The organism is Massilia sp. BKSP1R2A-1, assembly GCF_050586525.1.
Classification (GTDB): domain Bacteria; phylum Pseudomonadota; class Gammaproteobacteria; order Burkholderiales; family Burkholderiaceae_D; genus Telluria.
In genome coordinates this window covers 53,141-79,253 of the sequence record NZ_JBOBRE010000003.1, presented here as the reverse complement: position 1 = coordinate 79,253, position 26,113 = coordinate 53,141, and the positions used below count along the sequence as shown (strand labels likewise).

General features: G+C 69.2%; 23 protein-coding genes and 1 tRNA gene. 10 read left to right on the top strand and 14 right to left on the bottom strand.

The genetic code is table 11. The annotated features are described in order from the left end of the window. Positions 1–125: 125 nt before the first annotated feature. The 3 genes from ACQ7JA_RS05925 to ACQ7JA_RS05915 all read right to left on the bottom strand — a co-directional run bounded on the left by ACQ7JA_RS05925 (position 126) and on the right by ACQ7JA_RS05915 (position 3,246). Complete coding sequence (locus ACQ7JA_RS05925; protein WP_430895536.1) at positions 126–2,027, bottom strand: S8 family peptidase; 1,902 nt, start codon at positions 2,025–2,027, stop codon at positions 126–128. A 29-nt stretch (positions 2,028–2,056) separates the two neighbouring features. Further along, positions 2,057–2,332: a hypothetical protein gene (locus ACQ7JA_RS05920; RefSeq protein ID WP_430895534.1), complete on the bottom strand. Its 276-nt coding sequence runs from the start codon at positions 2,330–2,332 to the stop codon at positions 2,057–2,059. Between the two features lie 74 nt (positions 2,333–2,406). Next, positions 2,407–3,246 (bottom strand): hypothetical protein, encoded by an 840-nt coding sequence (locus ACQ7JA_RS05915; RefSeq protein WP_430895532.1) that lies wholly within the window; start codon positions 3,244–3,246, stop codon positions 2,407–2,409. A gap of 404 nt (positions 3,247–3,650) precedes the next feature. On the opposite strand from ACQ7JA_RS05915, the gene earP reads away from it, so the two are divergent. The 3 genes from earP (at position 3,651) to ACQ7JA_RS05900 (ending at position 6,611) form a co-directional block, all read left to right on the top strand. Beyond that, a complete protein-coding gene (earP, locus tag ACQ7JA_RS05910) occupies positions 3,651–4,838 on the top strand; it encodes an elongation factor P maturation arginine rhamnosyltransferase EarP (RefSeq protein ID WP_430896106.1) in 1,188 nt (395 codons plus the stop codon). 110 nt (positions 4,839–4,948) lie between these two features. Next, on the top strand, positions 4,949–5,524 hold the full coding sequence (locus ACQ7JA_RS05905; protein WP_159697749.1) for an elongation factor P: 576 nt from the start codon (positions 4,949–4,951) through the stop codon (positions 5,522–5,524). Positions 5,525–5,705: 181 nt separating this feature from the next. After that, on the top strand, positions 5,706–6,611 hold the full coding sequence (locus tag ACQ7JA_RS05900; RefSeq protein ID WP_430895530.1) for an IS1595 family transposase: 906 nt from the start codon (positions 5,706–5,708) through the stop codon (positions 6,609–6,611). A 65-nt stretch (positions 6,612–6,676) separates the two neighbouring features. On the opposite strand, the gene ACQ7JA_RS05895 is transcribed toward ACQ7JA_RS05900, so the two are convergent. Continuing rightward, entirely contained in the window at positions 6,677–7,282 is a 606-nt protein-coding gene (locus ACQ7JA_RS05895; protein ID WP_430895528.1) for a TetR/AcrR family transcriptional regulator, read from the bottom strand. Positions 7,283–7,669: 387 nt separating this feature from the next. Here ACQ7JA_RS05895 and ACQ7JA_RS05890 point away from each other — a divergent pair, with 387 nt between their 5' ends. Continuing rightward, positions 7,670–9,268 (top strand): amidase, encoded by a 1,599-nt coding sequence (locus tag ACQ7JA_RS05890; protein ID WP_430895526.1) that lies wholly within the window; start codon positions 7,670–7,672, stop codon positions 9,266–9,268. Here ACQ7JA_RS05890 and ACQ7JA_RS05885 read toward each other — a convergent pair. The 10 genes from ACQ7JA_RS05885 to ACQ7JA_RS05840 form a co-directional block, all read right to left on the bottom strand. Next, positions 9,265–9,774 (bottom strand): TssQ family T6SS-associated lipoprotein, encoded by a 510-nt coding sequence (locus tag ACQ7JA_RS05885; protein ID WP_430895524.1) that lies wholly within the window; start codon positions 9,772–9,774, stop codon positions 9,265–9,267. The two genes, ACQ7JA_RS05890 and ACQ7JA_RS05885, sit on opposite strands and share 4 nt — an antisense overlap. Then, positions 9,771–10,862, bottom strand: coding sequence for a hypothetical protein (locus ACQ7JA_RS05880; RefSeq protein WP_430895523.1), 1,092 nt, complete (start codon positions 10,860–10,862; stop codon positions 9,771–9,773). Before ACQ7JA_RS05880 ends, ACQ7JA_RS05885 begins: the two co-directional genes overlap by 4 nt. Positions 10,863–11,025: 163 nt before the next feature. Then, positions 11,026–12,438 (bottom strand): ATP-dependent RNA helicase DbpA, encoded by a 1,413-nt coding sequence (gene dbpA / locus ACQ7JA_RS05875; RefSeq protein WP_430895521.1) that lies wholly within the window; start codon positions 12,436–12,438, stop codon positions 11,026–11,028. 23 nt (positions 12,439–12,461) lie between these two features. Continuing rightward, positions 12,462–12,695, bottom strand: coding sequence for a hypothetical protein (locus ACQ7JA_RS05870; protein WP_430895519.1), 234 nt, complete (start codon positions 12,693–12,695; stop codon positions 12,462–12,464). 115 nt (positions 12,696–12,810) lie between these two features. Beyond that, a tRNA-Met gene (locus ACQ7JA_RS05865) sits at positions 12,811–12,887 on the bottom strand. A 73-nt stretch (positions 12,888–12,960) separates the two neighbouring features. Beyond that, positions 12,961–14,112 carry a methyltransferase gene (locus ACQ7JA_RS05860; protein WP_430895517.1) on the bottom strand — a complete coding sequence of 384 codons (1,152 nt, stop codon included), beginning with the start codon at positions 14,110–14,112 and terminating at the stop codon, positions 12,961–12,963. A gap of 10 nt (positions 14,113–14,122) precedes the next feature. Continuing rightward, positions 14,123–14,332 (bottom strand): hypothetical protein, encoded by a 210-nt coding sequence (locus tag ACQ7JA_RS05855; protein ID WP_430895515.1) that lies wholly within the window; start codon positions 14,330–14,332, stop codon positions 14,123–14,125. 99 nt (positions 14,333–14,431) lie between these two features. After that, positions 14,432–14,575, bottom strand: a complete 144-nt coding sequence (locus ACQ7JA_RS05850) for a DUF1287 domain-containing protein (protein WP_430896104.1) — start codon at positions 14,573–14,575, stop codon at positions 14,432–14,434. A gap of 149 nt (positions 14,576–14,724) precedes the next feature. Then, positions 14,725–18,492, bottom strand: a complete 3,768-nt coding sequence (locus tag ACQ7JA_RS05845; RefSeq protein WP_430895513.1) for an AAA family ATPase — start codon at positions 18,490–18,492, stop codon at positions 14,725–14,727. After that, positions 18,489–19,739 (bottom strand): exonuclease SbcCD subunit D C-terminal domain-containing protein, encoded by a 1,251-nt coding sequence (locus tag ACQ7JA_RS05840; RefSeq protein WP_430895511.1) that lies wholly within the window; start codon positions 19,737–19,739, stop codon positions 18,489–18,491. Before ACQ7JA_RS05840 ends, ACQ7JA_RS05845 begins: the two co-directional genes overlap by 4 nt. Before the next feature lie 112 nt (positions 19,740–19,851). Here ACQ7JA_RS05840 and ACQ7JA_RS05835 point away from each other — a divergent pair, with 112 nt between their 5' ends. From ACQ7JA_RS05835 to crcB, 6 genes are all read left to right on the top strand, one after another. Beyond that, on the top strand, positions 19,852–21,081 hold the full coding sequence (locus tag ACQ7JA_RS05835) for a winged helix-turn-helix domain-containing protein (RefSeq protein ID WP_430895509.1): 1,230 nt from the start codon (positions 19,852–19,854) through the stop codon (positions 21,079–21,081). Further along, positions 21,078–21,665 carry a putative immunity protein gene (locus tag ACQ7JA_RS05830; RefSeq protein WP_430895507.1) on the top strand — a complete coding sequence of 196 codons (588 nt, stop codon included), beginning with the start codon at positions 21,078–21,080 and terminating at the stop codon, positions 21,663–21,665. Before ACQ7JA_RS05835 ends, ACQ7JA_RS05830 begins: the two co-directional genes overlap by 4 nt. Before the next feature lie 238 nt (positions 21,666–21,903). Next, positions 21,904–22,497 (top strand): hypothetical protein, encoded by a 594-nt coding sequence (locus ACQ7JA_RS05825; protein WP_430895505.1) that lies wholly within the window; start codon positions 21,904–21,906, stop codon positions 22,495–22,497. A gap of 89 nt (positions 22,498–22,586) precedes the next feature. Continuing rightward, a complete protein-coding gene (locus ACQ7JA_RS05820) occupies positions 22,587–25,205 on the top strand; it encodes a DUF349 domain-containing protein (RefSeq protein WP_430895503.1) in 2,619 nt (872 codons plus the stop codon). Further along, positions 25,202–25,708, top strand: a complete 507-nt coding sequence (moaE, locus tag ACQ7JA_RS05815; RefSeq protein WP_430895501.1) for a molybdopterin synthase catalytic subunit MoaE — start codon at positions 25,202–25,204, stop codon at positions 25,706–25,708. Before ACQ7JA_RS05820 ends, moaE begins: the two co-directional genes overlap by 4 nt. Further along, on the top strand, positions 25,705–26,079 hold the full coding sequence (crcB, locus tag ACQ7JA_RS05810) for a fluoride efflux transporter CrcB (RefSeq protein ID WP_430895499.1): 375 nt from the start codon (positions 25,705–25,707) through the stop codon (positions 26,077–26,079). The genes moaE and crcB overlap by 4 nt, the downstream gene beginning before the upstream one ends. Positions 26,080–26,113: the final 34 nt, after the last annotated feature.

Below are 26,113 nucleotides of genomic sequence, written 5' to 3'. Positions count from 1 at the left end.
GTCGGCCGCGGATGAGCAGCGCAGCAGATGAACTGCAGGAGAGACGAGCGGAACAGCAGCGCTGCACGACGCATCTACCCCGGCGGCGACGCTCACCAGCCTGCACATACCGCACCGCACCGCACTCACCAGCCGGCCGGGCGAAGCCCTCCCATGCCCAGGCCGAAGGGGAAGCCTTGCATGCCCGTCGCTTGCTGGGGCGCGAAGCCGGCCGCATAGCGGATGCCGCCATCGGGCGCGCCGGCCAGCATGCCGGCCATCATTCCCGGCGCCATGCCGAATGCGGCCGCCGGCAACTGCCAGTGTCCCACCTGGCCGGCCGCTACCGACAGTCCTAGTGCGACCAGCGCGTCCGGCATGCCGTAGCCGACCCGGGCCGGATCGCCCAGCGTGACCGGCCGTGCGCTCATCCGCAAGACCTGGAACAGGCGCTCGACCCGTTCCACCGAGCGCGCGCGCAGCGCGCCCTGGAATTCCGGACGATGCGCCAGCACGAGGGCGGCCAGGCCGGTCACGTGCGGCGCCGCCATCGAGGTGCCGTCCCAGGCGGCGAAGTTATTCGGCGGCACCGACGACACCACCGCCACTCCCGGCGCGCACACGTCCACCTGCGGCCCGGCGCAGCTGAAGCGCGCGGTGAAGAAGCCCTGCTGGTCGATGTCCTGGCCGATGGTTTCGGCGTGATAGCTGTCGGGCGGGAACTCGTCGACCTTGCCGACCGCCGCCACGGCCAGCACGTGTGGCGAGGACGCCGGGTACTGGACCGGCCCGCCGGAATTGCCCGCCGCCGCAATGCAGGCGACGCCGGCCTGCTTGGCGCGCTGGATCTGGCGCTCGAGCGCTTCCGAGGGCGCGCTGCCGCCCAGGCTCAGGTTGACGATGTCGATCTGCTGCTCGATGCAGTACTCGAGGGCGTCGATCAGCTGGCTGATCTGTCCGCCCGGGAACAGCTTGCACACGTGGATCTCGGCGTCCGGCGCGAAGCCGCGGATGCCCCAGCTCGGATCGGCGCCGGCGATCACGCCCGCGCAATGCGAGCCGTGGCCGAGGGTGTCGCTGTTCCAGGTAGTGCGGTCGACCTGCTTGTTGATGACGTCGAAGCCCGCACGGATGCGGTTGAGGTTGCCGTGGGTGGTCGCGACGCCGGAATCGATGACGGCGACCTTCACGCCCAACCCGCGCAGGGGCGGCGGCACCTGGTCGAGGCGCATCGCGCGCGCCCCCCAGCCGAGCGCGTTCTGGCGCGGCATGTTCTGCAGGGCCGGCCAGTCCGCCAGCGCACGCAGCATGACGACATTCGGTTCGCTGGCGCTGAGGTCGGGGTCGCGCTGGTAGAAGCTCCAGTAATCGGCGAGCGGCTTGACGTACAGGCCGCTGATCGTGTGCGCGTCTTCGCCGTAGAGACGCAGGCGGGCGCTGCCGTCGGGACCGGTCACCGCCGTGCTCGGCAGCAGGCCGCCGAACAGCGAGACCTCGGCCTCCGGCACGGGCGCGCCGTCCTTGCCCACGACGGCGACCACGACCTCCACGCTCGGCCCGCTGTAGGGCGTGAGGGAGCTGACGAGGTCGGGCCGGCGCAGCATCGGGTCGAGCAGTTGCAGGTGCTGGTCGCGTTCGACGACCAGGCGGCCCTGGCCGCGCCGGTGCAGTTCGCCCGCCTTCTGGTCGGTCATGCGCGCGACGATGACGCCGTCCGGCTGGCCGCCGAGGCTGGACGCGCCGAGGCCGCCCTGGCCCCCGACGGTGTCCACGATGTCGATGTCGCCGATCCCCTGCAGCGCCTGCCGGACGGAGGACAGAGAAAGCGGCGCCATCAGCGCCGATGGGGCCAGGAAGCCGGCGGCGGACAGGCTGCGCGGCGCCACCAGGTATTTTTTCTTGCGTTCGGCAACGGCGCGGCCGCGCGGGGCTTCGCGCGCGGCCTCGCGGGTGCGCGCGGTGGAGGGATCGTCGGCGCTCGGGCGGCCGTCGGGGCCGTCAGGCGGCTGTCCCGGCTGCTCGCCTGCGACCGGTGGAGTTTTTGGCATGGCGTCTCCTTGCTTGATCGCCGGATGCGCTAGTCGAAGAGCGACAGCGGCTGGTCCGGTTCGATCGTTAATTGGTTGAGATTGCGTCGCCGGAGCTGCTCGGCGGTATCGGGATCGGTTTCGACGACAGCGGTATGCGGTGGTCCGGCGCTCGGCCCGATCGTGTCGACCAGGCGGACGGCGGGGTTGGCGGCGATGTCGTCGATGAAGGCGCTCAGCGCGCGGCTGTCGGCGGCGGCGCGGACGATGTAGCGGCTGCTGGTGCGGCCATGGAATGGCCCGCTGGTGGAACTCGGCATAGGCATGACCTCTTGGCTTATGAAACGCCTCCCGCGGCGGGAGGCGGCATGGTGCTGCAGTAAATCAGCGATGCCTGCAATCAGTGCAGGGTCTGCTGAGCCCCGAGTTGCGCCTGCTGGGCGTAGGTCGTCCATGGATCGGCGGAGAAGGGCAGCATGCCGCCGATCTGGCCGGCGATGCCGCCGATGGTGGTGCCCAGGTTCCTGTTGCCGAGCTGGCCGCCGATGAAGCCGCCGACCGGTTGCGCGACCCGCTTGATCGCATTGCCCAGCCAGCCCTGCGGCGCCATCTGGCCACCCTGCTGTTCTGCGGCCAGCTGCTGCTGCAGCATCGCCTGCTGTTGCTGGATCTGTTGCAGGGCCTGTACCAGTTGCTGCTGTTGCACCTGCAGTTGCTGCAGTTGCTGGACGACCGGATGCTGCTGCACCCCGGCTCCCTGCGGGCCGGCGCTGAAGGGCAGCAGGCCGCCGAGGCCCGACAGCACGCCACCGGCGATATTGCCCAGCGTCGAATTGCCCGTGATGTCGCCGAGGACGTTGCCGGCGCCTTTGCCGTACTGGCTGAACAGGTCGCCGACGAAGCCCTGCGGCGCCAGCTGGCCCTGTTGCTGCTGCAGCTGCTGCAGTTGCTGTTGTTGCTGTTGCTGCTGGATCTGCTGCAGCTGCTGCAGCTGCTGCAGCTGCTGCAGCTGCTGGAGTTGTTGCAGTTGCTGGGCCTGGCCCGTGGGATCGGCGCCAAAGGGCAGCAGGCCGCCGCCGATGCCGCCGGCGACTTCACCGATGCGGCCGCCCAGGTTCGGATTGCCGAAGATGGTGCCGATGCCGCGGCCGATCAGGCCGCCCAGCGGGCTGCCGATCATGCCGCCGAACAGGCTCTGGGGAGCGATCTGGGGTTGGCCGTATTGCTGGTATTCGTACATATTCAACTCCTTTTCGAGGTGTTGCGTCCGCGCGCAACGGTTCGGCATCGCGTGCGCAATGCACGGGACCCCGGCGCCCTTACGCGCCCGTGATGCGGCTGATACGCGCGGTTGCGACCATGGCATCCGCATACCGGGTAAGGTCGGTACGCGAACGGAGGGCAGGGGCCGGGTTTGCTCGGCCGGGCTCCCTGCAGGTAGGCGTTGGACTAGGGGCGCGCGGCGAAGTTTTGGGCTCGATGGGGCGCATTTCCTGTGACGCGCAATCGCTTGCGATGGCGCAGACATGCTGCTTTCAAGGCTTGCAAACGAGCGATTTCGCGTGGCGATTTCAACGATACGTGCCCGAGCGCGTGCGCATGAAATCGCTTAGAATGGCGCCCTTCCTTCCGCAGCCCTCCCGCATGAACCTGCCTGCCACCCCGCGCGCTTCCACCACCCTGGCCCTTTTCTGCAAGGTCGTCGACAACTATGGCGACATCGGCATCTGCTGGCGCCTGGCGCGCCAGCTGTGGCGCGAACACGGCGTGCACGTGACGCTCTGGGTCGACGACCTGGCGAGCTTCCGCCGCATCTGCCCGCAGGTGGACGTGGCCGCCGGCGAGCAGGACGTCGAGGGGGTACGCGTGCGCCACTGGGTGGACCAGGAAGGCAGCTTCGCCGCGGACGAGGTGGCCGACATCGTCATCGAATTCTTCGCCGTCGACATCCCGCCCGGCTACGTCGCGGCGATGGCCGGGCGCCGGCCGCGCCCGGTCTGGTTCAACCTCGAGGGCTTGAGCGCGGAAGACTGGGTCGAAGGCTGCCACCGCCTGCCCTCGATGCATCCGCGCCTGAAGCTGACCAAGCACTTCTTCTTCCCGGGCTTCACCGACAAGACCGGCGGCCTGCTGCACGAGGCCGGCCTCGACGAAGCGCGCCTGGCCTTCCAGGCCGACCGTGCCGGCATCGCCCGCTTCCTCGCGCCGTTCGGCGTGAGTGAAGCCGAGATGGACAGCCTCAAGGTCTCGCTGTTCTGCTACCCGCACGCACCGGTGGCGGAGCAACTGGCGGCCTGGGCCGATGGCGGCAGGCCTGTCACCTGCCTGGTGCCGGAAGGCGTGGCGCGCGAGGCGGTCCAGGACTTTCTCGGAGGCGTCCCGGCCGTGGCTGGCGCCTTCGCCACGCGGGGCGCCCTGACGCTGCGCGTGCTGCCCTTCGTGCCGCAGCCGGACTACGACCGCCTGCTGTGGGCCTGCGACCTGAACTTCGTGCGCGGCGAGGATTCCTTCGTGCGCGCGCAATGGGCCGGCCGGCCGTTTGTCTGGCACATCTATCCCCAGGACGAGGATCTGCACCACAAGAAGCTGCGCGCCTTCCTCGGCCGCTACGCAGCCGGGCTGGACGAACTGGCTACTTTTTCGCTGCGCTGGAACGGAGCGTGCGAGATCGGATCCTGGCCGCAAGCGTGGCAAGACCTGCAAGCATCGCTGCCGCGCATTGCCAATCGTGCAGAAGAATGGCGCCGCGAGGTGCTGGCGCATGGCGATTTGACGACGAAGCTGCTCGAATTCGCCCGCGAGCTAGGGTCTACGCAGCAAAATCCGGTATAATGCGCGGTTAGTCTGTAACGAATCACAAACGATCAGACGTAGGCTGCACAGGCTTCTTCGCTCACTGGCCACCGCTGATTTAATGCAACTTACTTTTTAAGCACACAACTATGAAATTCGCTAAAGAAATCCGTGTTGGCAACATCATTATGGTCGAAGACAAGCCGTTCATCGTGCTGCGTTCCGACGTGAACGGTTCGAGCCGCACGGGCTTCACCTACAAGTGGAAGATGAAGAATCTTCTGACCAACGCTCCGCTGGAAAACGTGTTCCGCGGCGACGACAAGTTCGACGTCGTCGTGCTGGACAAGAAGCCGGTGACCTACTCGTACTTCGCCGACCCGCTGTACGTCTTCATGGACGAAGAGTACAACCAGTACGAAATCGAAGAAGAGAACATGGGCGACGCCATCAACTACCTGAAAGACGGTATGGAATGCGAAGCCGTGTTCTACGACGGCAAGGCGATCTCGGTCGAACTGCCGACCACCATCGCACGCCTGGTCGTGTACTCGGAGCCGGCCGTCAAGGGCAACACCTCGGGCAACGTCCTGAAGGAAGCCAAGATCGAGAACGCCATCGAAGCCAAGCAGCACATCGTGATGGTGCCGCTGTTCGTCAGCACCGATGACACCATCGAGATCGACACCCGCACCAACGAATACAAGCGCGTCGTCCGCAACTAAGCAGACCCCGCTTGATGAAGAAAGCGCTGCCTCGGCAGCGTTTTTTTTGGCTGTGTTCGCGGTCGTTGGGTGAACCAAATCGTGTTGTCGAAGTCTTACGCATCGTTGAGTTAACTCATCTGGAGTGACGATGCAAGGCCTGAGCTTTGACGAATTGTTCGCATTCTTGTCCGCGGCGCCATTGTCCAGCACCGATCTGGCCCGGCTGCGCGCGTGGATCGACAGCATCCGCGACCCAGCCGAGTGCCTGGTGCCCATCGAAGCGGCCGCGGCAGGCCGGCCATGTCCCCATTGCGCCTGCGCGCGCCTGCACCGGTCCGGCTTCGCCAGCGGCCTGCAGCGGTTTCGCTGCCTGTGCTGCCGCCGTTCCTTCAATGCACTGACCGGCACGCCGCTGGCCCGGCTGCGCAAGCGCGCGTGCTGGCTGCCCTATATTCAATGCTTGCTGGAATCGCGCACCGTGCGCGACGCGGCGCTCGCCACCGGCGTGCACCGCACCACCAGCTTCCGGTGGCGCCACCGCTTCGCGCCGGGCGCCGCGCGCCACCGGCCGGCCACCCTGTCGGCGATCGTCGAGGCCGATGAAACCTACCGGCTGGAATCGCAGAAGGGATCGCGCAACTTGACGCGGCCGCCGCGACAGCGCGGCGGCGCTGCCCAGCGACGTGGCATCAACCGCGAGCATGATTGCCTGCTGGTAGCGCGCGACCGCAGTGGCGCCACGCTGGACTTTCATACGGGACGTGGTCCCGTGACCGCGGCGCAGCTACGCGCCTGCCTGCAGCCAGTGCTGCCCGGCGACGCGCTGCTCATCAGCGATGGCGCGGCTGCGTATGCCCGGTTTGCCGCCGACGCCGGGATCACGCATGAGCCCGTCAATGTCAGGGCGGGCCGGCGCGCACGCGGCGCGATCCACATCCAGAACGTCAATGGCTGGCACAGCCGCTTGAAGGGTTGGCTCACTCGGTTCAAGGGTGTGGCCAGCCGCTACCTGGCGAACTACTCGGGATGGCAGCGCTTACTGGACGCGCAAATGTTGCATACACCAGCTCAGTGGTTATCTACTGCGGTACGACAAGGTAAGTAGAGGCAACTGCGAAAGCATAGTTAACGCGAACACAGCCTTTTTTTTCGCTTGCTTGTTTGGCGCCCTCAGGCGCCGGGCCGGCAGCGCAGGCCGTCCACCAGCAATCCGACCATCCGGCGCGTCGCGGCCGTGTCCTCCTCGGGATTGGCCTTGCACAGCGTCGCCACCGCACGGAGCAGCTCGTCCGCCTCGTAGCCGGGGCGGATCACGTCCTGTGCGACGGCGGCCTGCAGCAATCCGGTCAAGGCCGGGCGCAGGCGGCTGTAGAAATAGTCGGGCAGGGCGGCATAGGCGGCGCTGTCGGACTGCAGCGCGCCGGAGAGGCCGCGCTTGGTGACGATGAAGTCGACGTAGCGCTGCATCCAGCGCGCCAGGGCTTCGCCAGCATCGTGTTCGGCGGCGAGAAGCGGGGCCGCGTCGGCGCAGGCGTCGATCTGCGACTTCATGACCGCGATGATCAGGTCGGCCCGCTGGGGGAAGTGGCGGTAGAAGGTGCCGACGCCGACACCGGCCCGTTCCGCGATCTCGCGCACCGGCGCGTCCACGCCCGACTTGGCGAACACGTCCATTGCCGCTTCCAGCAGCCGGTCCAGGTTGCGCTGGGCGTCGGCGCGCTTGCCGCGCGCCGACGTGGTCTCGGCCACGCCTTCTTCTTGTGGTGTCGTATGCATAAAAAATAGCTATTAAACGGAACGAAGTTCCGTTTATAATGCGGAATCGTGTTCCGCTTTGTACATGGTATCAGGTCTTCGACCAGCAGGGCAGCGGAACTCCTCTCGATCCTGTTCCCGAAAGGAGAAATCATGCCCAATCCTCAAGTATGCATGTTCTGCCGCTACAGGAGAACACCTGTGCAGGGAGCCGGGGCGCCATCGTGCAATCACGCCGGGTCAGAAACGGCGCCGGCGCCTGCCCCGGCCGCGCAGCCGCGTCCCGGATTGCTGGCGTCCGTAGGCCGGCGCGGTGCCCAGGGAGGACTTGCGCGCCATAACTAGCCAAACGTGTCATATGAGTAACTTTACTGTTATGCTCATGCATTATTTGACATGGAGGCTTGTATGAAACGCAGGGAGTTCGTTCAGCTCGGATTAAGCGCAGGGATCGCGGCAGGCGCGGCCGGCGCGGCCGGTATGGCAAGCGCGGCCGGCAGTGCAGGGCCCGGAATCCTGGATGCCGGCGTGCGCGAGCAGCAGGCCCAGATGGCGTCCGGCAAACTGACTTCCAGCAACCTCGTCAAGCAATACCTGGCCCGCATCGCGGCCGTCGACAAGGCCGGCCCGCATCTCAACTCGGTGATCGAGACCAATCCGGACGCGCACGCCATCGCGGCCGAGATGGACCGCGAACGCGCCGCCGGCAAGGTGCGCGGTCCCCTGCACGGGATTCCGGTCCTGCTGAAGGACAATATCGCCACCGCCGACAAGATGAGCACCAGCGCCGGCTCGCTGGCCCTGAACGGCGTGCGCGCCACCCGCGACGCCCACATCGTGACCCTGCTGCGCCAGGCCGGCGCCGTCATCATCGGCAAGACCAACCTGTCCGAGTGGGCCAACATGCGCTCGACCAAGTCGGTCAGCGGCTGGAGCGGCCGTGGCGGGCAAACGAAGAATCCCTACGCGCTCGACCGCAATACCAGCGGCTCCAGCTCGGGATCGGGCGCGGCGGCCGCCGCGGCCCTGGCCACCCTGACGGTGGGCACCGAGACCGACGGCTCGATCGTCTCGCCATCGTCGTCCTGCGGCATCGTCGGCATCAAGCCGACCCTGGGCCTGCTGAGCCGCAGCGGCATCATCCCGATCGCCCACTCCCAGGACACGGCCGGACCGATGACCCGCAGCGTCGCCGACGCAGCCCTGATGCTGGCCGCGATGGCGGGCCCGGACAAGGACGACGCGGCCACCGCCGACAGCGGCAGCCATCTCAAGGACTACGCGGCGGCGCTGCGCACCGACGGCCTGAAGGGCAAGCGCATCGGTGTGGCGCGCAACTTCTTCGGCGCGAACGACGCGGTCGACGCGATCATCGAAAAGGAACTCGACATCCTGCGTGCGCAAGGCGCCGTGCTGGTCGACGTCAAGGTGCCGAATACCGACAAATACGGCGACAGCGAGCTGCAGGTGCTGCTCTACGAATTCGCGCCGGGCCTGGCGTCCTACCTGAAGAACTACGCGCCGCATGCGCCGATCAAGACCATGGCCGACGTGATCGCCTTCAACGAAAAGAACGCGGCCAGGGAGATGCCTTACTTTAAGCAGGAGCACCTGGTGGCGGCCGCGGCCAAGCCGGGGCTGGACGCGCAAGAATACAGGGAGGCGCTGGCGAACGACCTGCGCTATTCGCGTGAAGAGGGCATCGACCAGGTGATGAAGGAACACAAGCTGGATGCGCTGGTGGCCCCGACCGGCGGCCCTGCCTGGCTGACCGACTACATCAACGGCGACCATTACGGCGGCAGCTTCTCGACCCCGGCGGCGGTGGCGGGCTATCCGCACATCACGGTGCCGGCCGGCTTTACGCGCGGGCTTCCGGTGGGCATCTCGTTTGTCGGCGGCGCCTGGAGCGAAGCCAGCCTGATCGGCATGGCCTACGCCTACGAGCAGGCTTCGAAGCGTCGTCGCGCACCGACCTATCCGGCCAGCATCAACATCAAGTTCTAACGCGCGCCGCCCTTGACCTTGGCGAACACGGGGCCCCATTGCGGGTGGCCGTGCTCGCCCGGCGCCAGGTCGAAATTCGGGTCGAGCCGCCGGGCGCGCTCGAATGCCTGGCGACAGGGGACGGGCCGGCCCGTTACGCAATAGCTGAACGCCGTGTACTTCAGCGCGGTGACGCGGTTGCGCAGCGAACCGCCGTTCATGTCGTTCGACGTCAGCCGCTTGATGGCGGCATTGAACTCCCCCTCATGGTACAGGGCGATGCCTTCGCGCAGGGCGATGTCGTCGCGGTCCGCAGCCGGCCGCTCCGGCCGTGGCGCCGGGCGCTCGGGGCGTTCGGCGCGGGAGCGCTGCACGTCCTCGGCGCGCGGATGAGGGCGCGGGCGCGAGGTTTCCTTCGGGCCGAATACCGAATCCAGGCCGGCATTCAGCTGGGCGCAGCCGCCCAGCAGCAGCACGGAGGCGAGGGCGCCCGCACGCAGGCAGGGTGTCTTGAAGCGTGGCTTCACTCGGTGGCCTCCTCGCTAAAGTCCAGTTCGATGGTCGAGGACCCGCCCTTGGCGGCGTTGACCGTGACCGTGTGTTCGGGGAAGCTGGGGTTGGTGATGCGGATCGTGTGCTCGCCTGGCGCCAGGTTGAGGCGCTTGAGCGGCGGACTGGCGCCATAGTTGACGCCGTTGACCTGCACCATCCCCCAGGGTTTGATGACGAGCTTGTAGCTGGCGCCGGCGGCGGGCGTGGCGGGCTGCGCAGCGCCATGGGGCGTCGTGGCCGGAGCGGCGGCCGGCGGAAGGACGGCCGCGAGCGGGTCCGCCTGGGGCTGTTCCGCCAGCAGCGGCAGCCCGGCGCCGTCGCCGGTCACTTCGGCCTGGGCAGGCAGCGCCTGCGCGGCCGGGGCCTGGGGCAGGGGCTCCTCCGGCAACGACAGCGTGAGAGCATCGCGCGAATCGGCCTGGTGCAGCAGCGCGATCAGGGCGCCGGCCGCGCACAGCAGCACGGTGGCCGCCGCTCCCAGCATCAGCCAGCGCCGCAGGCGGCCCTTGTCGAGCGCGGCGGACGATTCGGCCAGGAAAGAGGGTGGCGCTTCCTGCACGGGCGGGGCCGCAACCGGGGCCGGCTGCGCCGGCAGTGCGGGACCGAGCGGCACGATGCCGAGCAGGTTGCGCAGTTCCTCGATGGTGCGCGGACGCGCCGCCGGATCGGGCGACAGGCAGCGGTCGACGGCGGTCAGGAAGGTGTCGCTGTAGTCACCCGGCGCGCGGCCGTGCAGGGGCGAGCGGGGCGGCATTTCCATCGTGATCGCGTAATGGACGACGGCGGCCAGGTCGTGCAGGTCGCCTGCTTCGGACCAGGGCGCGTCGGATTCGGGCGAGGGAAGCAGGATCGGATCGCCGGAATCGAGCACCAGCACGGTATCGGGATCGATGGGGCGATGCGGCATCTGCATCGCGTACTGCAGTTCGAGCGACTGCAGGACCTGGCGGAAAATCCGCCGGCACCAGACCTCGTTGACGAGTTCCTGGTTGCATTCGACCACCTCGCGCACGGTCCGGCCGTCGGTTTGCTGCTGCTGGGTTACGGGTGTGCTCGTCATCATGGCATGTGCGCCGTGCCGTGACGGGCTAAAGCCCGCTGCCCCGGCCGGTATTTGTATTTTGACAAATAATGCCAGATTTGCCCGGACGGTGGCGCTGCTGAGCCAACCGTGCGCAGCTGTTACAAATCACTTACATATTTGCTAACAGCAACGTCTTGCAGGCTCAGACTTCGAGGAAGCGCATCTTGAAGTAGCGGCCCTTGATGGCGCCGAATTCCGGACCGGGCGCATTGCGGTCGGACAGGCGCGCCACGGCCGCGTGGGCCACGTGGCGGTCGAGCGCCACATAGCTGGCGAACTCGCCGACATTGATCTTGCCGACCTGCTCCTTGGTAAGGCCGGCGTCGCCGGTCAGGGCACCGAGGATGTCGCCTGGGCGCAGCTTGGCCTTCTTGCCGCCCGCAATGTGCAGGGTCAGCATGGGCGCGGGCGCGCCGGTTTCCTGGTGCTCGCCCAGGTCGTCGAGCGGGTGCCAGGTGGCCGGCATGTCCTGGTATTCCTCGATCAGGCGCACCCACTTCTTTTCGTTCGGCGCGCACAGGGTGAGCGCCAGGCCCGATTCCCCGCCGCGGCCGGTGCGGCCGATGCGGTGCACGTGCACTTCCGGATCCTTCGAGACGTCGGCATTGACGACGGTGTCGAGGTTGGCGATGTCGAGGCCGCGCGCGGCGACGTCGGTGGCAACCAGCACCGAGCAGCTGCGGTTGGCGAACAGCACCAGGATCTCGTCGCGCTCCCATTGCTCGAGTTCGCCGTACAGGGCGAGCGCCGAGAAGCCCTGCTCGCGCAGGTGGTCGGCCAGTTCGCGGCAGTGCGCCTTGGTATTGCAGAAGGCGAGGGTGGAGACCGGCTGGTAGTGCTTGAGCAGGCGGGCCACCGCTTCGTCGCGGCCTTCGAAGCCGATTTCGTAGAAGCGCTGTTCGATCTTCTCCGCGCTGTGCTGGCTCTCGACCGCCACTTCGAGCGGGTCGCGCAGGAAGCCGGCAGTGGCGAAGCGGATGTCGTCCGGATAGGTGGCAGAGAACAGCAGGGTCTGGCGGCGTTCCGGGCAGGCGCTGACGATGCCGGCGATCTCGTCGTAGAAACCCATGTCGGTCATGCGGTCGGCCTCGTCCAGCACCAGGGTCTGGACCTTCGAGAGGTCGAGGGTGTTGCGGCCGAGGTGGTCGCGGATGCGGCCCGGGGTGCCGACCACGATGTGGGCGCCGTGCTCGAGCGAGGCGATCTGCGGGCGCATGGCGACGCCGCCGGTGAGCGTGAGGATCTTGACGTTGCCGACCCCGCGCGCCAGGCGGCGCAATTCGCCGGCGACCTGGTCGGCCAGCTCGCGGGTCGGGCACAGCACCAGGCCCTGCACGGCGAACCAGGCCGGATTGAGCTTGTGCAGGATGCCGATGCCGAAGGCGGCGGTCTTGCCGCTGCCGGTCTTGGCCTGGGCGATCAGGTCGCGTCCTTCGAGCACGGCCGGCAGGCTCTCGGCCTGGATCGGCGTCATCGCGTGGTAGCCCAGCGTGGCGAGGTTGGCGAGGAAGCGCGGCGCCAGCGGCAGCGAGGTGAAAGGTGCTTGGGTGTGCATGGTAGTCGAGCCAAAAGGCCGGACTACGTCGAGGCCGGCGCCCAGACCGGCAGGCCGGTCAGGTCTAGGTTGTCGTCGCGGCGCCAGACCGGCAGGCCGGTGGTGTCGGTTTCATCGAGCAATTCCAGCTGTTCCTGCTTCAGGGAGACGCGGCGGGCCCGTGGAGCGGCGCGCTTTGCTTCGACAACGGGAACGGGAGGAGCGGCCGGTTCAAAGCCCGGCAGGTCGATCGTTGCGTTGTCTTTCTTGTCTCTCATAAGCTCTTACTGCGAAGCTCTTACTGCCGGCTCTTGCAGTGCAATCATCAGCACCACTTTTGCCGCCGTAGAAAACAAAAGCCCGGCTGCAAGAGTCGGGCTTCTGTACGGTATTTGGTTGCGGGGACAGGATTTGAACCTGTGACCTTCGGGTTATGAGCCCGACGAGCTGCCAGACTGCTCCACCCCGCGTCTGAGAAAAAGATTATAGCGCGTCCCGGGCCTCAACGCAATCGGCATATTTTCTGGACATGCCATGCTTGCGTCAGCGCAAGGCGGCGACGCGCAGGCGCCACAGCGAGGTGACTTCGCGCGAGCGTGCCGCATGCAGCGGGTCGTCCGGATCGCTGGCCTTGCCGTGGGTGGGGCGGATATCGTGGCGCGCGACCACGTCGAGCCCGGCATCCGCGATCCAGCCGAGCAGTTGCTCGCGCGGGCGCAGGCCCAGGTGCTCGGCCAGGTCGGACAGGATCAGCCAGCCTTCGCCACCGGGTTCCAGGTGGTCTTTCAACCCGCCGAGGAAGCCCTTGAGCATGCGGCTGTCGGGGTCGTAGATCGCGTATTCGATGGCCGAGCTGGGCTTGCCCGGCAGCCAGGGCGGATTGCAGACCACCAGCGGCGCGCGGCCTTCGGGAAAGAGGTCGGCCTGGACCACCTCGACCGCCGCGTTCAGTCCGAGGCGCGCGATGTTCTCGCGTGCGCAGCCCAGGGCGCGGGCATCCATGTCGGTGGCCACCACGCGGGCGATGCCGCGGCGCGCCAGCACGGCCGACAGCACGCCGGTGCCGGCGCCGATGTCGAAGGCCAGCCCGGCGCCGTGTTGCAGCGGCGCCTGCGCCACCAGTTCCACGTACTCGCCGCGCACCGGCGAGAACACGCCGTACCAGGGGTGGATGCGCTCGTCGAGGGCGGGAATGTGGACGCCCTTGCGGCGCCACTCGTGGGCGCCGATCACGCCCAGCAGTTCGCGCAGCGAGGCGACATAGGGTTCCGTGGCGGGGCCGTAGGCCTCCGTGCAGGCATCAAGGACGTCGGGCGCGCGGCGCAGCGGAATCACATGGCCGGCCTCGAAGGGGATCAGGAGCATGGCCAGGGTACGGGCGCGCTGCAGCTGCTGGAGGCGGTGGCGGTGGAACAGCTCGGTGGGCGTGGCCTGGTCCGTCCTGCCGGATTTGGCCCGGCCCTTGCGCTCGCTCTTGTGGTCGACCCGGCGCACCAGCGCATTCAAGAGCTGGCGCGCGTTCTGGAAGTCGCCGCGCCACAGCAGGGCAGTGCCGTCCAGCGCCAGGCGGTAGGCCGCGTCGGCGTTCATGGTGTCGTCGGCGACGACGACCTTCTTCGGCGCCGGCCAGCCGCTTTCCGAACGCCATTGGGCGCTGCGGTCGGCGCCGTCTTCCTGCCACGTAATCTGGTTCATCAAGGGCTTGTCAGTGGTGGTGGTGCCAGTTGCCGTCGGTCGATTCGAGGTAGGACTTGACGGCGTCCGGGTTGCCGGTGGCGTGGCGCTTGATCTCGCCGCAGTCGCAGATGCCCTGGTAGGGCTGGATGTGCGAGCAGGCCGAGACCTTCTGCAGGAAGACCTTGACGGGTTTGGTGCACTTGGCGCACTTGAAGGTGAGGATGCGGGCGGGTTTCATGGTGGTTGAGCGGTAGCGTGCAAAGGGCGCATTGTACTAGGCTGTGCCGGGCAGCACCACGCACCCGGCTCGAAGTTCGTCGCGCCGGCGCACGGGCGGTCAGCGACTGTTGTCCTGCCGCGCTGCAGGATAGCGATAGTGGCCTGTGATCGCATAGGCGAACAGGCGGTCTTCCATGCGCGTGCCGGCGCCGATATTGTGGATCACGAGTGGAACGCCGGACGCTGTACGCACGTCGGCCACCAGACCGATTAGAGCAAAGCATGGCAAGGCCGAAGACGATGAAGCAAACCCTGCCTGCACGCCGCGTCGTGGCGGGCGGCGTCACATGGCGCGGCGCGGGAGGACGAAGACGCATGGCAGGTCTCCTGTGATCGAGTATAGGGTCCGGCTCATTCCACCACGACGCTGCTGCTGCCGCCACCGCCCGGGCGCACCAGCACCTTGGTGGCGATGCGTTCCGTCATTTCCTGCACGTGGGAGATGACACCGACCTTGCGCCCCATCGACTGCAGGGCATCGAGCGCATCCATGGCCACGCCCAGGGTCTCGCTGTCGAGCGAGCCGAAGCCTTCGTCGATGAACAGCGATTCGACCCGCACCCGGTTCGAGGACAGCGAGGCCAGGCCCAGCGCCAGGGCCAGCGAGACCAGGAAGGATTCGCCGCCCGACAGGGAGTTCACGGAGCGGACTTCGCCGCCCATGTCCTGGTCGCGGACCATCAGGGCCAGCGAAGGCGCGCCGCCATGGGAGACGCGCTCCAGGCGGTAGCGCCGCGCCAGCTGGGCCAGGTGGGCGTTGGCGTAGCCGAGCAGCACGTCGAGCGTGAATTGCTGGGCGTAGTTGCGGAAGCGCTTGCCGTCGTGGGAGCCGATCAGCTCGGACAGCTTGCCCCAGCGCCGTTCCTCGGCCTGCTGGCGCTCGATCTCGGCCACGACGGCCTGGGCCTGCACCCGGCGCGTGTCGTCCTGGGCCGCGCGCATGCGCAGCTCGGTGGCGCGGTCGTGGGCTTCGCGGCGTTCGCTCGTCAAGGCATCGGCGGCGGCGGCGACCGCCTCCGCCGACAGGCCGCTTTCGGGCCGGCCCTCGGCATGCAGGGCGCGCTGAGCGCGGCGTTCGGCCAGCACGGTCGTGGCGCTGGCTACCGTCGACTCGAGCGCCGCCAATGCCGCGCGTTCCTGCGCCAGCCAGGTGCTGCCGACCGCCAGCAGGCGGCCGAGTTCGGCGGCATTGTCGACGGGGTCGAGGCCGCTGCCGGCTTCTTCGCTCTGGCGGCGGTAGTCCTCCAGCCAGTCGCCCAGCGCGGTGGCGGCGCGGGCGCCGGCATTGTCGAGCGCCGCGATCTGCTCGCCCAGCTGGGCCAGCGCGGTGCGGGCGCTGGCTTCACGCTGGTTGGTTTCATTGATGGTCGCCTGGCGCGCATTGAGGGCGTTGCGCGCGGAAGCGACGCTTGCCACCAGCTCCTGCTCGACTTCAGCAACCGGCCGGCCCTGCCACAGGGCGGCGCGTTCGCCGCGCCGGGCGCCCAGTTCCTCGTCGATGCGCTTGAACTCGGCGGCGACGCCGGCCCCGTGCCGGTCGGCCTGGGCGACACGCTCCTGGGCGCCGGCCACTTCGGCTTCCAGGGTGGCGACGGCGGCCGCGGCTCGGCCGTGCAGGGCGGTCTGTTCCTGCCATTGCGCAGCCTCGATGGCGCGCGTGCCGCGCCATGCCTCCGTGTCGCGGCGCCAGGCGTCCTGCCAGGCGTCGCCGATGGCGTCGGACAGCACCGGATCGAGCTCGGCGAGCACGGCGGCCAGCTGGGCGGCGGCCGCCTCCTGCTGCACCGTGCGCGCCCGCCACTCGGACTGCAGGCGGGCGCCGGCCTCGCGGGCGGCGTCCAGCACCTGGCGCAGGCGCGCGTGTTCGGCCTGGGTGCGGTCGTAGGCGGCCTGGGCGGCGTCGCGCGCCTGGGCGGCCCGGCGCAGCGACGCGCCGCGCGCATCGAGAGCCGTCAGTGCACCGCGCACGCCATCGCGCGCCGCGAGGAACCAGGCGGCGCGCTCGAGGTCGGACGGCGCTTCGCTTGCCAGCGGTTCGGCCTTCCACTCGGCCTCGAGTTCCTCGACCAGGCGCGCCAGGCCGGCGCGTTCGCGCTGCAGGGACGCCAGGCCTTCGCTGGTTGCCGCCAGCGTGGCGGCCTGCGCCGCCTGGGCCGCTTCGTTGTCGCGCACCAGATTGCGGCACTGCGTGACTTGCTGGCGCAGATTCGCCAGCATGGAGCGCAACACGTCCTGGCGGCCGTCGTCGTGGTAGGGATGTTCGTGGGCGCCGCAGACCGGGCAGGGCGTGTCTTCCTCGAGGGTGGCGCGCAGTTCCTCGACATTGGCGGCGCAGGCGAGTTCGGCCGCGGACAGGGATTTTTCGGCCTGCTGCATGGCAGCCATCAGGGCAGGCGCGGCGGCGCGCGCTTCCTCGAGCAGGCGGGCGGCGCCGGCGCGGGCCGTGTCGACGCGGTCGAGCTCGCCACTAGCGTGCTGCAGTTCCTGGCGCGTGGTAACGAGGGCAGTCCAGGCCTTTTCGGCGGCGGCGAGGCGTTCGCGGCGCGCTTCCAAAGCCTGGCGTTCCTCGTCGATGGCCTGCGGGTCGATCGCCTCCAGCGCCGCCATCGCCTCGCGGCGCGCCCCGTCCTGGGCCTCGAGGCGGCCGGCCGCGTCGGCCAGGGCGAGGCCCGCCGCCTGTTCGGCCTGGGCGGCATCCTGCGCCTGCCGGCTGGCCGTGGCCAGGGCCGTGCTTGCGGCGGCATCGACGGTCACCAGCTGTCCGGCCTGGGTCAGGAGCTTGTCCCAGCGCGGCCACTGGACGGCCATCGGCTCCAGGCGCGCGTGGGCGGACAGCCAGCCGGCGGCCGTGTCGCGTTGCCGGCGGGCGGTGTCGAGTTCGAGCGACTTGGCCTGGTGCACGGCGCGCGCCTGGCGCGCCTCCTGCCGCGCCGCCTCCAGAGCCGCCGTGGCCTGGGCGTGCGAAGGCGCCTGCGCGGCGATGGCGGCATCCAGGCCCTTGGCCGCGTCCAGCTGGGGCGCCGCGGTGCGCAGGGCGTTTTCCGCAGCATCGACGGCCGCGAGGGCGGCGTCGACATCGAGCACGGCCTGGCGCCGCGCTTCGACGGCGACGGCCAGGGCGGATTCGAGTTTGCCGCCCGCTTCGGCGGCCGCCTTGCGCTCTTCTTCCAGGCGCACGATGTCGGCCACCAGGGGGCGCGCCGGCTGCACGGCGTCCAGGGTGGCCAGGCGCCGGCGGCGTTCGCCGGATTCGTGCTGCGCGGCCTGGGCGTGTGCGAGGGCGTCGGCGGCCTGGGTTTCGCTGGCCGCGAGCTTGGCCGCTTCCTGGTGCCAGCGCAGCTCCTGTTCGAGGGCGGAGCGGCGCGCATCGGCCGCCTCCAGCGCCAGCTCGGCCGTGGCGCGCTCGGCGTCGAGCTTTTCGCGCTCGTCCGGCGGCAAGGGCGCCTGGTTCGCGAGCTGCGAGGTGAGCATCTTCGTTCGTTCCTGCTCCGCGCGGTAGCGCTCGAAGGCGCGCTTGGAGATCTTGGTGTAGATCGTGGTGCCGGTCAGGGTTTCCAGCAGTTCGCCGCGTTCGTTCTCGTCGGTCTTGAGGAAAGCCGAGAACTCGTTCTGGGCCAGCAGCACGGCGCGCGTGAACTGCTCGAAAGACAGGCCGATGCGCGCCACGATCTCGTTCGCGACCTCGGTCTTGGTGCCGCCCAGTGGATCGAGCTCGGGCAGGCGGTGCAAGGTCATCTTCGAGGGCTGCAGGGCGCCGCTCGCCTTGCTGTAGGCGCGCCGCACGCTCCAGCGCGCGCGATAGCGGATGTCGTCGTTGCCGGCGAAATCGACTTCGGCCCAGGCCTCGGCCGCCCCGCGCCGCAGCAGGGTGCGCGGGTCGAGCGCCGACACCGTATCGGCGCCCACGTCGGGCAGCTGGCTGCCGGCGCGCTTGAGCAGGCGCGGGGTGGCGTCGTACAGGGCCAGGCAGAGGGCGTCGAGCAGGGTGCTCTTGCCCGCGCCGGTGGGGCCGCTGATGGCGAACAGGCCGCTTGACGCGAGCGGTTCGGATTCGAAATCGACCTGGAATTCGCCCGCGAGCGAGGCCAGGTTCTTGCCGGCGATGCGCAGGATCCTCATGCCTGGTCTCCCAGCGCATGGGCCAGCTCGGCGAAGGCGGCGAGCTGTTCGGGCGGGGCTTCGTCGCCGTAGCGCTGGACCCACAAACGGCGGAAGATGTCGTCCGGCTGCAGCTGGGCCAGCTGGTCTAGGGTGAGCGCCTGGTCGGGCTGCTCGGCGCCGGCATGGCGGCGGGTCGGTTCGATCTTGGCCAGGCGCACCGGCTTGCCGGCCAGCGCCGCCTCGACCTGGGCGCGCAGGCCCGGCTCCGGGCCGTCGAGCAGCACGCGCACTTCGAGGTAGGGTTGGGCGTGATGGGGTGCGTCGGGCACGTCCAGCGCTTCCAGGGCGGCTAGGACCTCGCCCAGCGGCGCAGGCTGGGCCGGCACGCGCAGCAGCTGCACGGCGCGCGGGACGAAGAGCGGCGTCACGCCCTGGACGTGCGCCCCGTCGAGGTCGGCTACCAGCACCTGGTGCTGGTAGCCGACCTCGGAGAAGGACAGGGGCAGCGGGCTGCCGCAGTAGCGCCGGTGCTCGTGCCCGCCGACCTTTTGGGCCAGGTGCAGGTGGCCCAGGGCCACGTAGGCGACCTGCGGATCGAACATGGTGGCGGGCAGGGCTTCGGTGCCGCCGATCACGATGCGGCGCTCGGAATCTTGCGAGGACTGGCCGTCCACCATATGGCAATGCCCCATGGCCACGATGGCTTCGGCGCCGGTGCAGCGCGATTGCGCCAGCGCGAAGGCTTGCCGGTAGAGCAGGGTGGTGCCGTGCAGGTAGGGATCGAGGGCGGTTTCTTCGGCCTCGAGCACGGCGCGCGGCACGTCGCCGGGGCGCAGGAAGGGAATCGCCAGGCACCATGCCGCCACCTTGCCGGCGCGGTCGCGCAGCGGCACCAGCAGGCGTTCCAGGTCGATGGCGCCGTCCGGCGTGCGGCCGACGTTGCCGACCACGACCGTTCCATGCGCTTCGAGCAGCGGCGTCGGCGCTTCCAGGCGGCCCGGGGAATCGTGGTTGCCGGCAATGACGACCACCTGCAGGTGTGGGACCTTGGCCTTGGCCTGCTGCAGGAAACGGTAGAGCTGGCGGTGGGCGGCGGCCGAGGGATTGGCGTTGTCGAAGATGTCTCCGGCAATCAGGAGCACGTCGATTTCCTCGGCGGCGAGCGTCTCCACGAGCCAGTCCAGGAAGCAGGCGTGCTCGTAGGTCCGGTCGAAGTTGTGCAGGGTCTGGCCCAGGTGCCAGTCGGAGGTATGGAGCAGCCGCATGGTTAAAATAGTAAGTCGGGGTCGGCGCTTACTATAGCGCGGACTTGCCGTATCGCCCAGAAAAAGACTGTGTTTTTTTACAGTAGTATTGGTTTGTCATTACAATATCGTCATGAGCGAAATCAAACTGAGGGAGTCGGCCGCCCGGGCCCTGCACCTGGCCGCCCAAGAGATGCTGGGCCCGCCGCGCCGGCGCGCCGCCAAGGCCGACGTGCTGGCGGCGATCCGCCGCATGGGCATGTTGCAGATCGACACCATCAGCGTCGTGGCGCGCAGTCCCTACCTGGTGCTGTGGAGCCGGCTGGGCGACTACGAGCCGGCCTGGCTGGACGAGCTGCTGGCCGAGGGCGCCCTGTTCGAGTACTGGGCGCACGAGGCCTGCTTCCTGCCGATCGAGCACTACGGGCTGTACCGCCACCGCATGCTCGACCCGGAAGCGATGGGCTGGAAGTATTCCAGCAACTGGATGCGCGAGCGCGCCGCCGAGGTCGCGTCCCTGCTGGCCCACGTGCGCGAAAAAGGGCCGGTGCGCTCTTCCGATTTCGAGCGCAGCGGCGGCAAGGCCGGCGGCTGGTGGGAGTGGAAGCCGGAAAAGCGCAGCCTCGAGGTGCTGTTCACGGCGGGCCAGCTGATGATCGCCCGGCGGCATAATTTCCAGCGCATCTATGACCTGGCCGAGCGCGTGCATCCGGGCTGGCACGACGGCCTGACCCCGCCCCTGGAGGAGGTGCGGCGCACCTTCGTGCTGCAGGCGGTGCGCTCGCTCGGGCTGGCGAAAGCCGGCTGGATTCCGGACTACCACCGCACGCGCCGGCCCCATCCGGACCCGGCCGCGCTGGCCGACGCGGGCCTGCTGCTGCGCGCCCGCGTCGAGGGATGGGACGAGCCGCTCTACATCCATCCCGACCATGCGCAGCTGGCCGCGCGCGCCGCCGACGGCGAGCTGCGGCCGAGCCTGACGACCCTGCTGTCGCCTTTCGACCCGATCGTCTGGGACCGCCGCCGCGCCCTCGAACTGTTCGGCTTCGATTACCGCCTCGAATGCTATACCCCGGCGGAAAAGCGCCAGTACGGCTACTTCACCCTGCCGATCCTGCGGCGCGGCGCCCTGGTCGGCCGGGTCGACGCCAAGGCGCACCGCAAGGCGGGCGAGTTCGAGCTGCGCAGCATCGTGCTGGAGCCGGGTGTGCGGCCGAGCGAGCGGCTGGCGGCCGACGTGGCCGCGGCCGTGAAGCGGTGCGCGCGCTGGCACGGCTGCCCACGCTTGCGCGTCACCCACGCCGTGCCCGAGGGTTTCGGAGACCTGCTCGAGGCCGCCCTCGGATCGGTGCAACCGGCATGACGGCCGGCCCCGAAAGGGACGACCGTCATTTCAGCCTGCCCCTGCGCTCGCTTTTGGCGATCGGGGCCTGGGCCGCGGACGCCGCCGAAACGGTGCTGCCCATCTTCGAAAGCCGGGCGCCCGGCGACCCGCGGCCACGCATGGCCATCCAGGCCATCCGCCAGTTCGCATCCGACGGCAGGCGCACGGCCGCGCTGCGCCGGGCGGCAACGGACGCCAACGCGGCTGCGCACGAGGTGGGCGAGGCGGCTGCCGCCGCTGCCGCGCGCGCAGCTGGACTTGCCGCCGCCAGTGCCTATACGCATCCTTTGAGGGACGTCGCGCAGACGAAGCACATCGTGGGTCCGGCGGCCTATGCCGCGCTGGCGCTGGAACTGGCCGGCGATGGCAGTCCCGGCCCCGGTGCAGCCGTGCTGAGGCGCGCCATCGATGCCGCTCCCTATGAGGTCTGCGCCGTCCTTGGCGAAATGCATGCGCGCACGGCAGGCGCGAGCAGGCTGGACTGCCTGCTCCACGAGCTCGATGCGGCGCTGCGGACGAGGCTGGCGCAAGGTTCTCAGGACGCCGGGGAGCGGCGAGGGTGAGCGCTCTCCGGTAAAGAATATTTGGACATCGCCACCCCCGAAATGTCTCCGCTGTCCACCGGGTCGGGTTTGCGCCACGTCAATCCCGATGTGATGCATCTCTCTACACTACGAGTTCCCACCGGCTGGCAAGACCAACAAGACCAAGCCGCCGTCCCGATAAAAGCCACCCCAGCCATTGCACCTCGGCCACAGCCGGGGCCGCATGCTGGCGGAGCCATCCTGAGAGGAGACAGTAGTGTTGACGTCAACCTATACGCTGGTCGCCCTGTCAATCGAGCAGGCCGGTGCACGCCATGGCCTGCAGGTGCTGCTCGACCGCTGGCAGGCCAGCGGCCGCAAGCAGGCCGAGCCCACCCGCCGCCAGCTCGAGCTGGCCTGCGACGCCCTGCGCGTGGCCTTCGACGGGTGTCACTGGCGCAAACTCGACAAGTTCGTCATCCCGGCGCTGCGGCGGGCCGGCGCGGCCGGGCCCTTGCTGGCCGAGCTCGACGCCCTCACCCTGGCCGCCATCGAGGCGCGCGCCGATGCGCACGCAGCCGCGGCGGTGCTGGATGGCAGCTTCGCCGAGGCCGTGGAGCGCTGCTGCACGCTGCTGCTCGAACGGCTCGACCGCGAGGAGCGCGAGCTCTTTCCCCTGGCGCGCGGCCATGTGCCGAGCGAAGTCTGGTTTGCCATCGCCAACCAGATGCTGGCCCAGGAGGCCTGGCAGAACGAGAACCGCGGCTGCCCGGCCGGACCGATGCCGGCGGCCGCCATGGCCCGCATTTCGGCCAGGCAAAGTCCTTTCGTCACGGTTTCGCAGCAGCTCCCGCACTATGCGGCGCACTAGCCGGCCGGCGGCGCGGCCTGGTCGGCGCCGTGGGCAAGCCCCGCCGTGGTTCTTTGCTATGATGGGGGTTTTGGAAGTGCGATTTCATCATGTTCGAATTCCTTTTCAAGCGGCAAGGTGGCGACAAACCAGCCGGCGCTCCAGGCGAACAGCCGGGCGCGGCGGGACAGTCGGCAGCGGCCCAGCCCGCGGCGCAGGGGCAGTCCGCCTCGCGTGACGGGGCGGCCGGCGCAGCCAGCCCGCGCGAGCAGCAGGCCGAACAGCTCAAGCACCTGGACGGCGACGAAGAGGCCGCCGTCGCCTTCATCCTGTCCTCCGAATTTTCCGAACTGCGCCTGGCCGCGGCCGAACTGGTCCACAGCCGCGCCCAGCTCGAGCGCGTCCATGCGGCCATGCGCAACCTGGACCGCCGCGTGGCCAAGCTGATGCAGTCGCGCCTGGACGCGATCCGCCACCACGAAGCCGAACTGCGACGTGGCCAGGAAGCCCTGGCGCACGCACGCGCCCTCCTGAACGATGAATTCCTGACCCCTAACCACGTGGCCGAACTCGACCGCGAATGGACGGTCATCAAGGCGCCCGAGCTGGCGCCGGAATTCGATACCATCCGCGCCGAGCTCGGCAAGCGCCTGGAAGACCAGGTGCAGCTGCAGCGCGCCATGATCGACCGCCTGGCCGCGCTGCGCCAGCTCGAGTCCGCCGGCCTCGATCCCGAGGCCTTCGCCCAGCGCCTGGCAAGCCTGCAGGAAGAGCAGGCCGCCGCCCTGGTCGCGCAAGGCCACGCCTCGCTGCCGCGCGCGCTGGTGGCCGAGTTCGCCACCGAGCATGCGCGCCTCGGCGCCAGCCTGGCGACCCTGGCGCAAGACCGGGCCGCACTCGCCGCGCGCGAGGCGGCGCTCGGCCAATGGCAGGCCCAGCCGGCCGCCGAACTGAAGGCCGACGCCTTGCGCAAGGAATGGAACCGTCTGCCGGCGCTGCCCGCCAGCCCGCCGGGCGTCGAGTTGCAGCGCCGTTTCGAGGCGCTGCTCGCCACCTTGCCGCAGGAGGCGCCGAAGGCGAAACAGGAGCACAGGCCGGCGGTGCCGGAGGCCCAGCCGAAAGCGCCCAAGGCGCAGAACAAGGGCGCCGACCAGCACTTTCTCGATCGCCTCGACGCCATGGAAGCGGCCCTGCAGCAGGGTTCGCTCGGCACGGCCGCCGAACTCGACAAGTCGCTAAAGGAAAGCAAGGACAAGGGCATGCGCCTGACCCCGGCCCAGGCCGACCGCCTGGCCCATGTGCGCGCCGAGCTCAAGCGCTTGTCCGACTGGGCGCGCTGGGGCGGCAATGTGTCCCGCGAAGAACTGATCAAGTCGGTGGAGGCCTTGCCGGGCCAGAACCTGGCGATGAGCGAGCTGGCCAAGAAGGTCGGCAGCATGCGCGAGCGCTGGAAGGCCCTCGACACCCTGTCCGGCGCCGCGCCGCGCTCGCTGTGGGAGCGTTTCGACGCCGCCTGCACCGCGGCCTATGCGCCGGCCGCCGCCCACTTCCGCCACCTGGCCGACGAGCGCCATGCGAACGCTGCGCGGGCCCAGGCCCTGGTCGAGGAAGCGCAAGCCGAGATTGGCCGCCTGCAGGACGGCAGCGCCGACTGGAAGCACGTCTCCGGCACGGTGCAGCGCCTGCGTACCGCCTGGAGCCACCTGGGCGCCATCGACCGCAAGGATAAAAAACGTCTGGATGGCCTGTTCTCCGAGGCCCTGAACACACTGCAGCGTCCGCTCGAAGCGCAGCGCAAGGGCGAGATGGCCGTGCGCGAGCAATTGATTGACGAAGCGCTGGCGCTCGACCCGCACGACCGCCATGCGGTCGACGCCCTGCGCGGACTGCAGCAGCGCTGGCAGGAGCATGCGCGCGCCTTGCCGCTCGAGCGCAAGGCCGAGCAGGCGCTGTGGCAGCGCTTCCGCGCCGCCTGCGACGCCCTGTTCGCCCGGAAGAAGGAGCATGCGCACGCCCTCGACGCCGAGCGCCGTTCGCACGAGGCCGCCAAGGAAGCCCTGTGCGCGCGGCTGGAAGCGGCCGCGCCGGACGCGACCCCCGCCAGCGCCGGCAAGCTGCTGCGCGAGGCCGCCGCCGAGTGGCATGCGATCGGCCCGGTGCCGCGCGCCCACGAGGCGCGCATCGAGAAGCGCTACCACGCCGCCATCGCCGCCGTGCAGCACCACGCCGACGTGGCCCGCCGTGCCGCCGGCATGGCCCTGGCCGGCGCCGTGCGCGACAAGCTGCGCCTGATCCAGGCGCTGGAGGCGGCCCTCGTCAATCCGGACGCCCACACCAATCCGGCCGACTGGCACGCGCGCTGGGACGCGCTGCTGCCGCTCGAAGGCGGCTACGAGGCGATCCTGCGGGGCCGTTTCGACGCCGCCCTGGCGGCACTGGACAACGGCCGCGAAGCCCATGCGCGCCGGCTGGAAGCGAACCGCGAGCAGCTGCTGCACGAGCTGCTGCGCCTCGAGATCGCGGCCGGCATCGACAGCGGCGCCGAATTCGCGCGCGAGCGCCTCAAGCTGCAGGTCGAAGTGCTGCAAAGCTCGCTGAAGTCGGGCCAGAAGCCGGGCACGCAGGCGGCCGGCCTGCGCGAGCTCCTGGGCCTGCCGGCCCTGGCCGACGCCCGCACCGAGACCCGCATCGAGCAGCTTCTGGTGCGCCACGCGAAGGATGGCCGGTGAACGCGGTGCTGGACGTCAAGACGCCCGGGGCCAGGACCGAAATCCGGGTCCAGCAGGCCGACTTCGACCTGTCGCTGGAGGTCGCCCGCCTGCGCGAAGGCGACGGCCGGGTCGGCGCCGTGGTCAGCTTTGTGGGTACGGTGCGCGACCTGAACGAGGGCTCTGCTGTCTCTGAAATGGAGCTGGAGCATTATCCCGGCATGACGGAAAAGGCCCTGGAAGACATCGTGGCCCAGGCACGGGCGCGTTGGACCCTGTTCGGCATCACCGTCCTGCACCGGGTCGGTCCCTTGACGCCGCTGGACCAGATCGTGCTGGTGGCCTGCGCGTCGGCGCACCGGGGCGAGGCCTTCGCGGCCTGCGAGTTCATCATGGACTACCTCAAGACGGACGCGCCGTTCTGGAAGAAGGAGCAGACGCCGCAGGGCGCGCGCTGGGTCGATGCCCGCGCCAGCGACGATTCGGCCAAAACCAGGTGGGCCATCGAGGGAAGCGGGCGTTGAGCTGGCTCGCGGTCGGGGCGGGGGCGGCGCTGGGCGCCTGGCTGCGCTGGCGGCTGGGCATCCTGCTCGGCAGCCTGCACGCCTATGTGCAGGTCGGCACCCTGGCCGCCAACCTGGTCGGCGGCTACCTGGTCGGGCTGGCGCTGGCCTTCTTCACCGCGCATCCCGGGATCGCTCCCGAATGGCGGCTGCTCGCCATCACCGGCTTCCTCGGCGGCCTGACGACGTTTTCCAGCTTCTCGGGCGAATCGGTGGTGCTGCTCCAGCGCGGGCAATATGGCTGGGCGCTGCTGCATACGGCCCTGCACCTGTTCGGCTCGCTGCTGTGCTGCGCGGCCGGTTTCGCGACATGGCGCGCCCTGCGGGGCTGACGGTATCATGATCTAATACCAATGCACTTGCGCA

Bases quoted from the DNA above. Each gene is read 5' to 3' on its own strand.
- ACQ7JA_RS05925 (WP_430895536.1), bottom strand. From the start codon at position 2,027: ATGCCAAAAACTCCACCGGTCGCAGGCGAGCAGCCGGGACAGCCGCCT.
- ACQ7JA_RS05920 (WP_430895534.1), bottom strand. From the start codon at position 2,332: ATGCCTATGCCGAGTTCCACCAGCGGGCCATTCCATGGCCGCACCAGC.
- ACQ7JA_RS05915 (WP_430895532.1), bottom strand. From the start codon at position 3,246: ATGTACGAATACCAGCAATACGGCCAACCCCAGATCGCTCCCCAGAGC.
- earP (WP_430896106.1), top strand. From the start codon at position 3,651: ATGAACCTGCCTGCCACCCCGCGCGCTTCCACCACCCTGGCCCTTTTC.
- ACQ7JA_RS05905 (WP_159697749.1), top strand. From the start codon at position 4,949: ATGAAATTCGCTAAAGAAATCCGTGTTGGCAACATCATTATGGTCGAA.
- ACQ7JA_RS05895 (WP_430895528.1), bottom strand. From the start codon at position 7,282: ATGCATACGACACCACAAGAAGAAGGCGTGGCCGAGACCACGTCGGCG.
- ACQ7JA_RS05890 (WP_430895526.1), top strand. From the start codon at position 7,670: ATGAAACGCAGGGAGTTCGTTCAGCTCGGATTAAGCGCAGGGATCGCG.
- ACQ7JA_RS05880 (WP_430895523.1), bottom strand. From the start codon at position 10,862: ATGATGACGAGCACACCCGTAACCCAGCAGCAGCAAACCGACGGCCGG.
- dbpA (WP_430895521.1), bottom strand. From the start codon at position 12,438: ATGCACACCCAAGCACCTTTCACCTCGCTGCCGCTGGCGCCGCGCTTC.
- ACQ7JA_RS05870 (WP_430895519.1), bottom strand. From the start codon at position 12,695: ATGAGAGACAAGAAAGACAACGCAACGATCGACCTGCCGGGCTTTGAA.
- ACQ7JA_RS05860 (WP_430895517.1), bottom strand. From the start codon at position 14,112: ATGAACCAGATTACGTGGCAGGAAGACGGCGCCGACCGCAGCGCCCAA.
- ACQ7JA_RS05855 (WP_430895515.1), bottom strand. From the start codon at position 14,332: ATGAAACCCGCCCGCATCCTCACCTTCAAGTGCGCCAAGTGCACCAAA.
- ACQ7JA_RS05845 (WP_430895513.1), bottom strand. From the start codon at position 18,492: ATGAGGATCCTGCGCATCGCCGGCAAGAACCTGGCCTCGCTCGCGGGC.
- ACQ7JA_RS05840 (WP_430895511.1), bottom strand. From the start codon at position 19,739: ATGCGGCTGCTCCATACCTCCGACTGGCACCTGGGCCAGACCCTGCAC.
- ACQ7JA_RS05835 (WP_430895509.1), top strand. From the start codon at position 19,852: ATGAGCGAAATCAAACTGAGGGAGTCGGCCGCCCGGGCCCTGCACCTG.
- ACQ7JA_RS05830 (WP_430895507.1), top strand. From the start codon at position 21,078: ATGACGGCCGGCCCCGAAAGGGACGACCGTCATTTCAGCCTGCCCCTG.
- ACQ7JA_RS05820 (WP_430895503.1), top strand. From the start codon at position 22,587: ATGTTCGAATTCCTTTTCAAGCGGCAAGGTGGCGACAAACCAGCCGGC.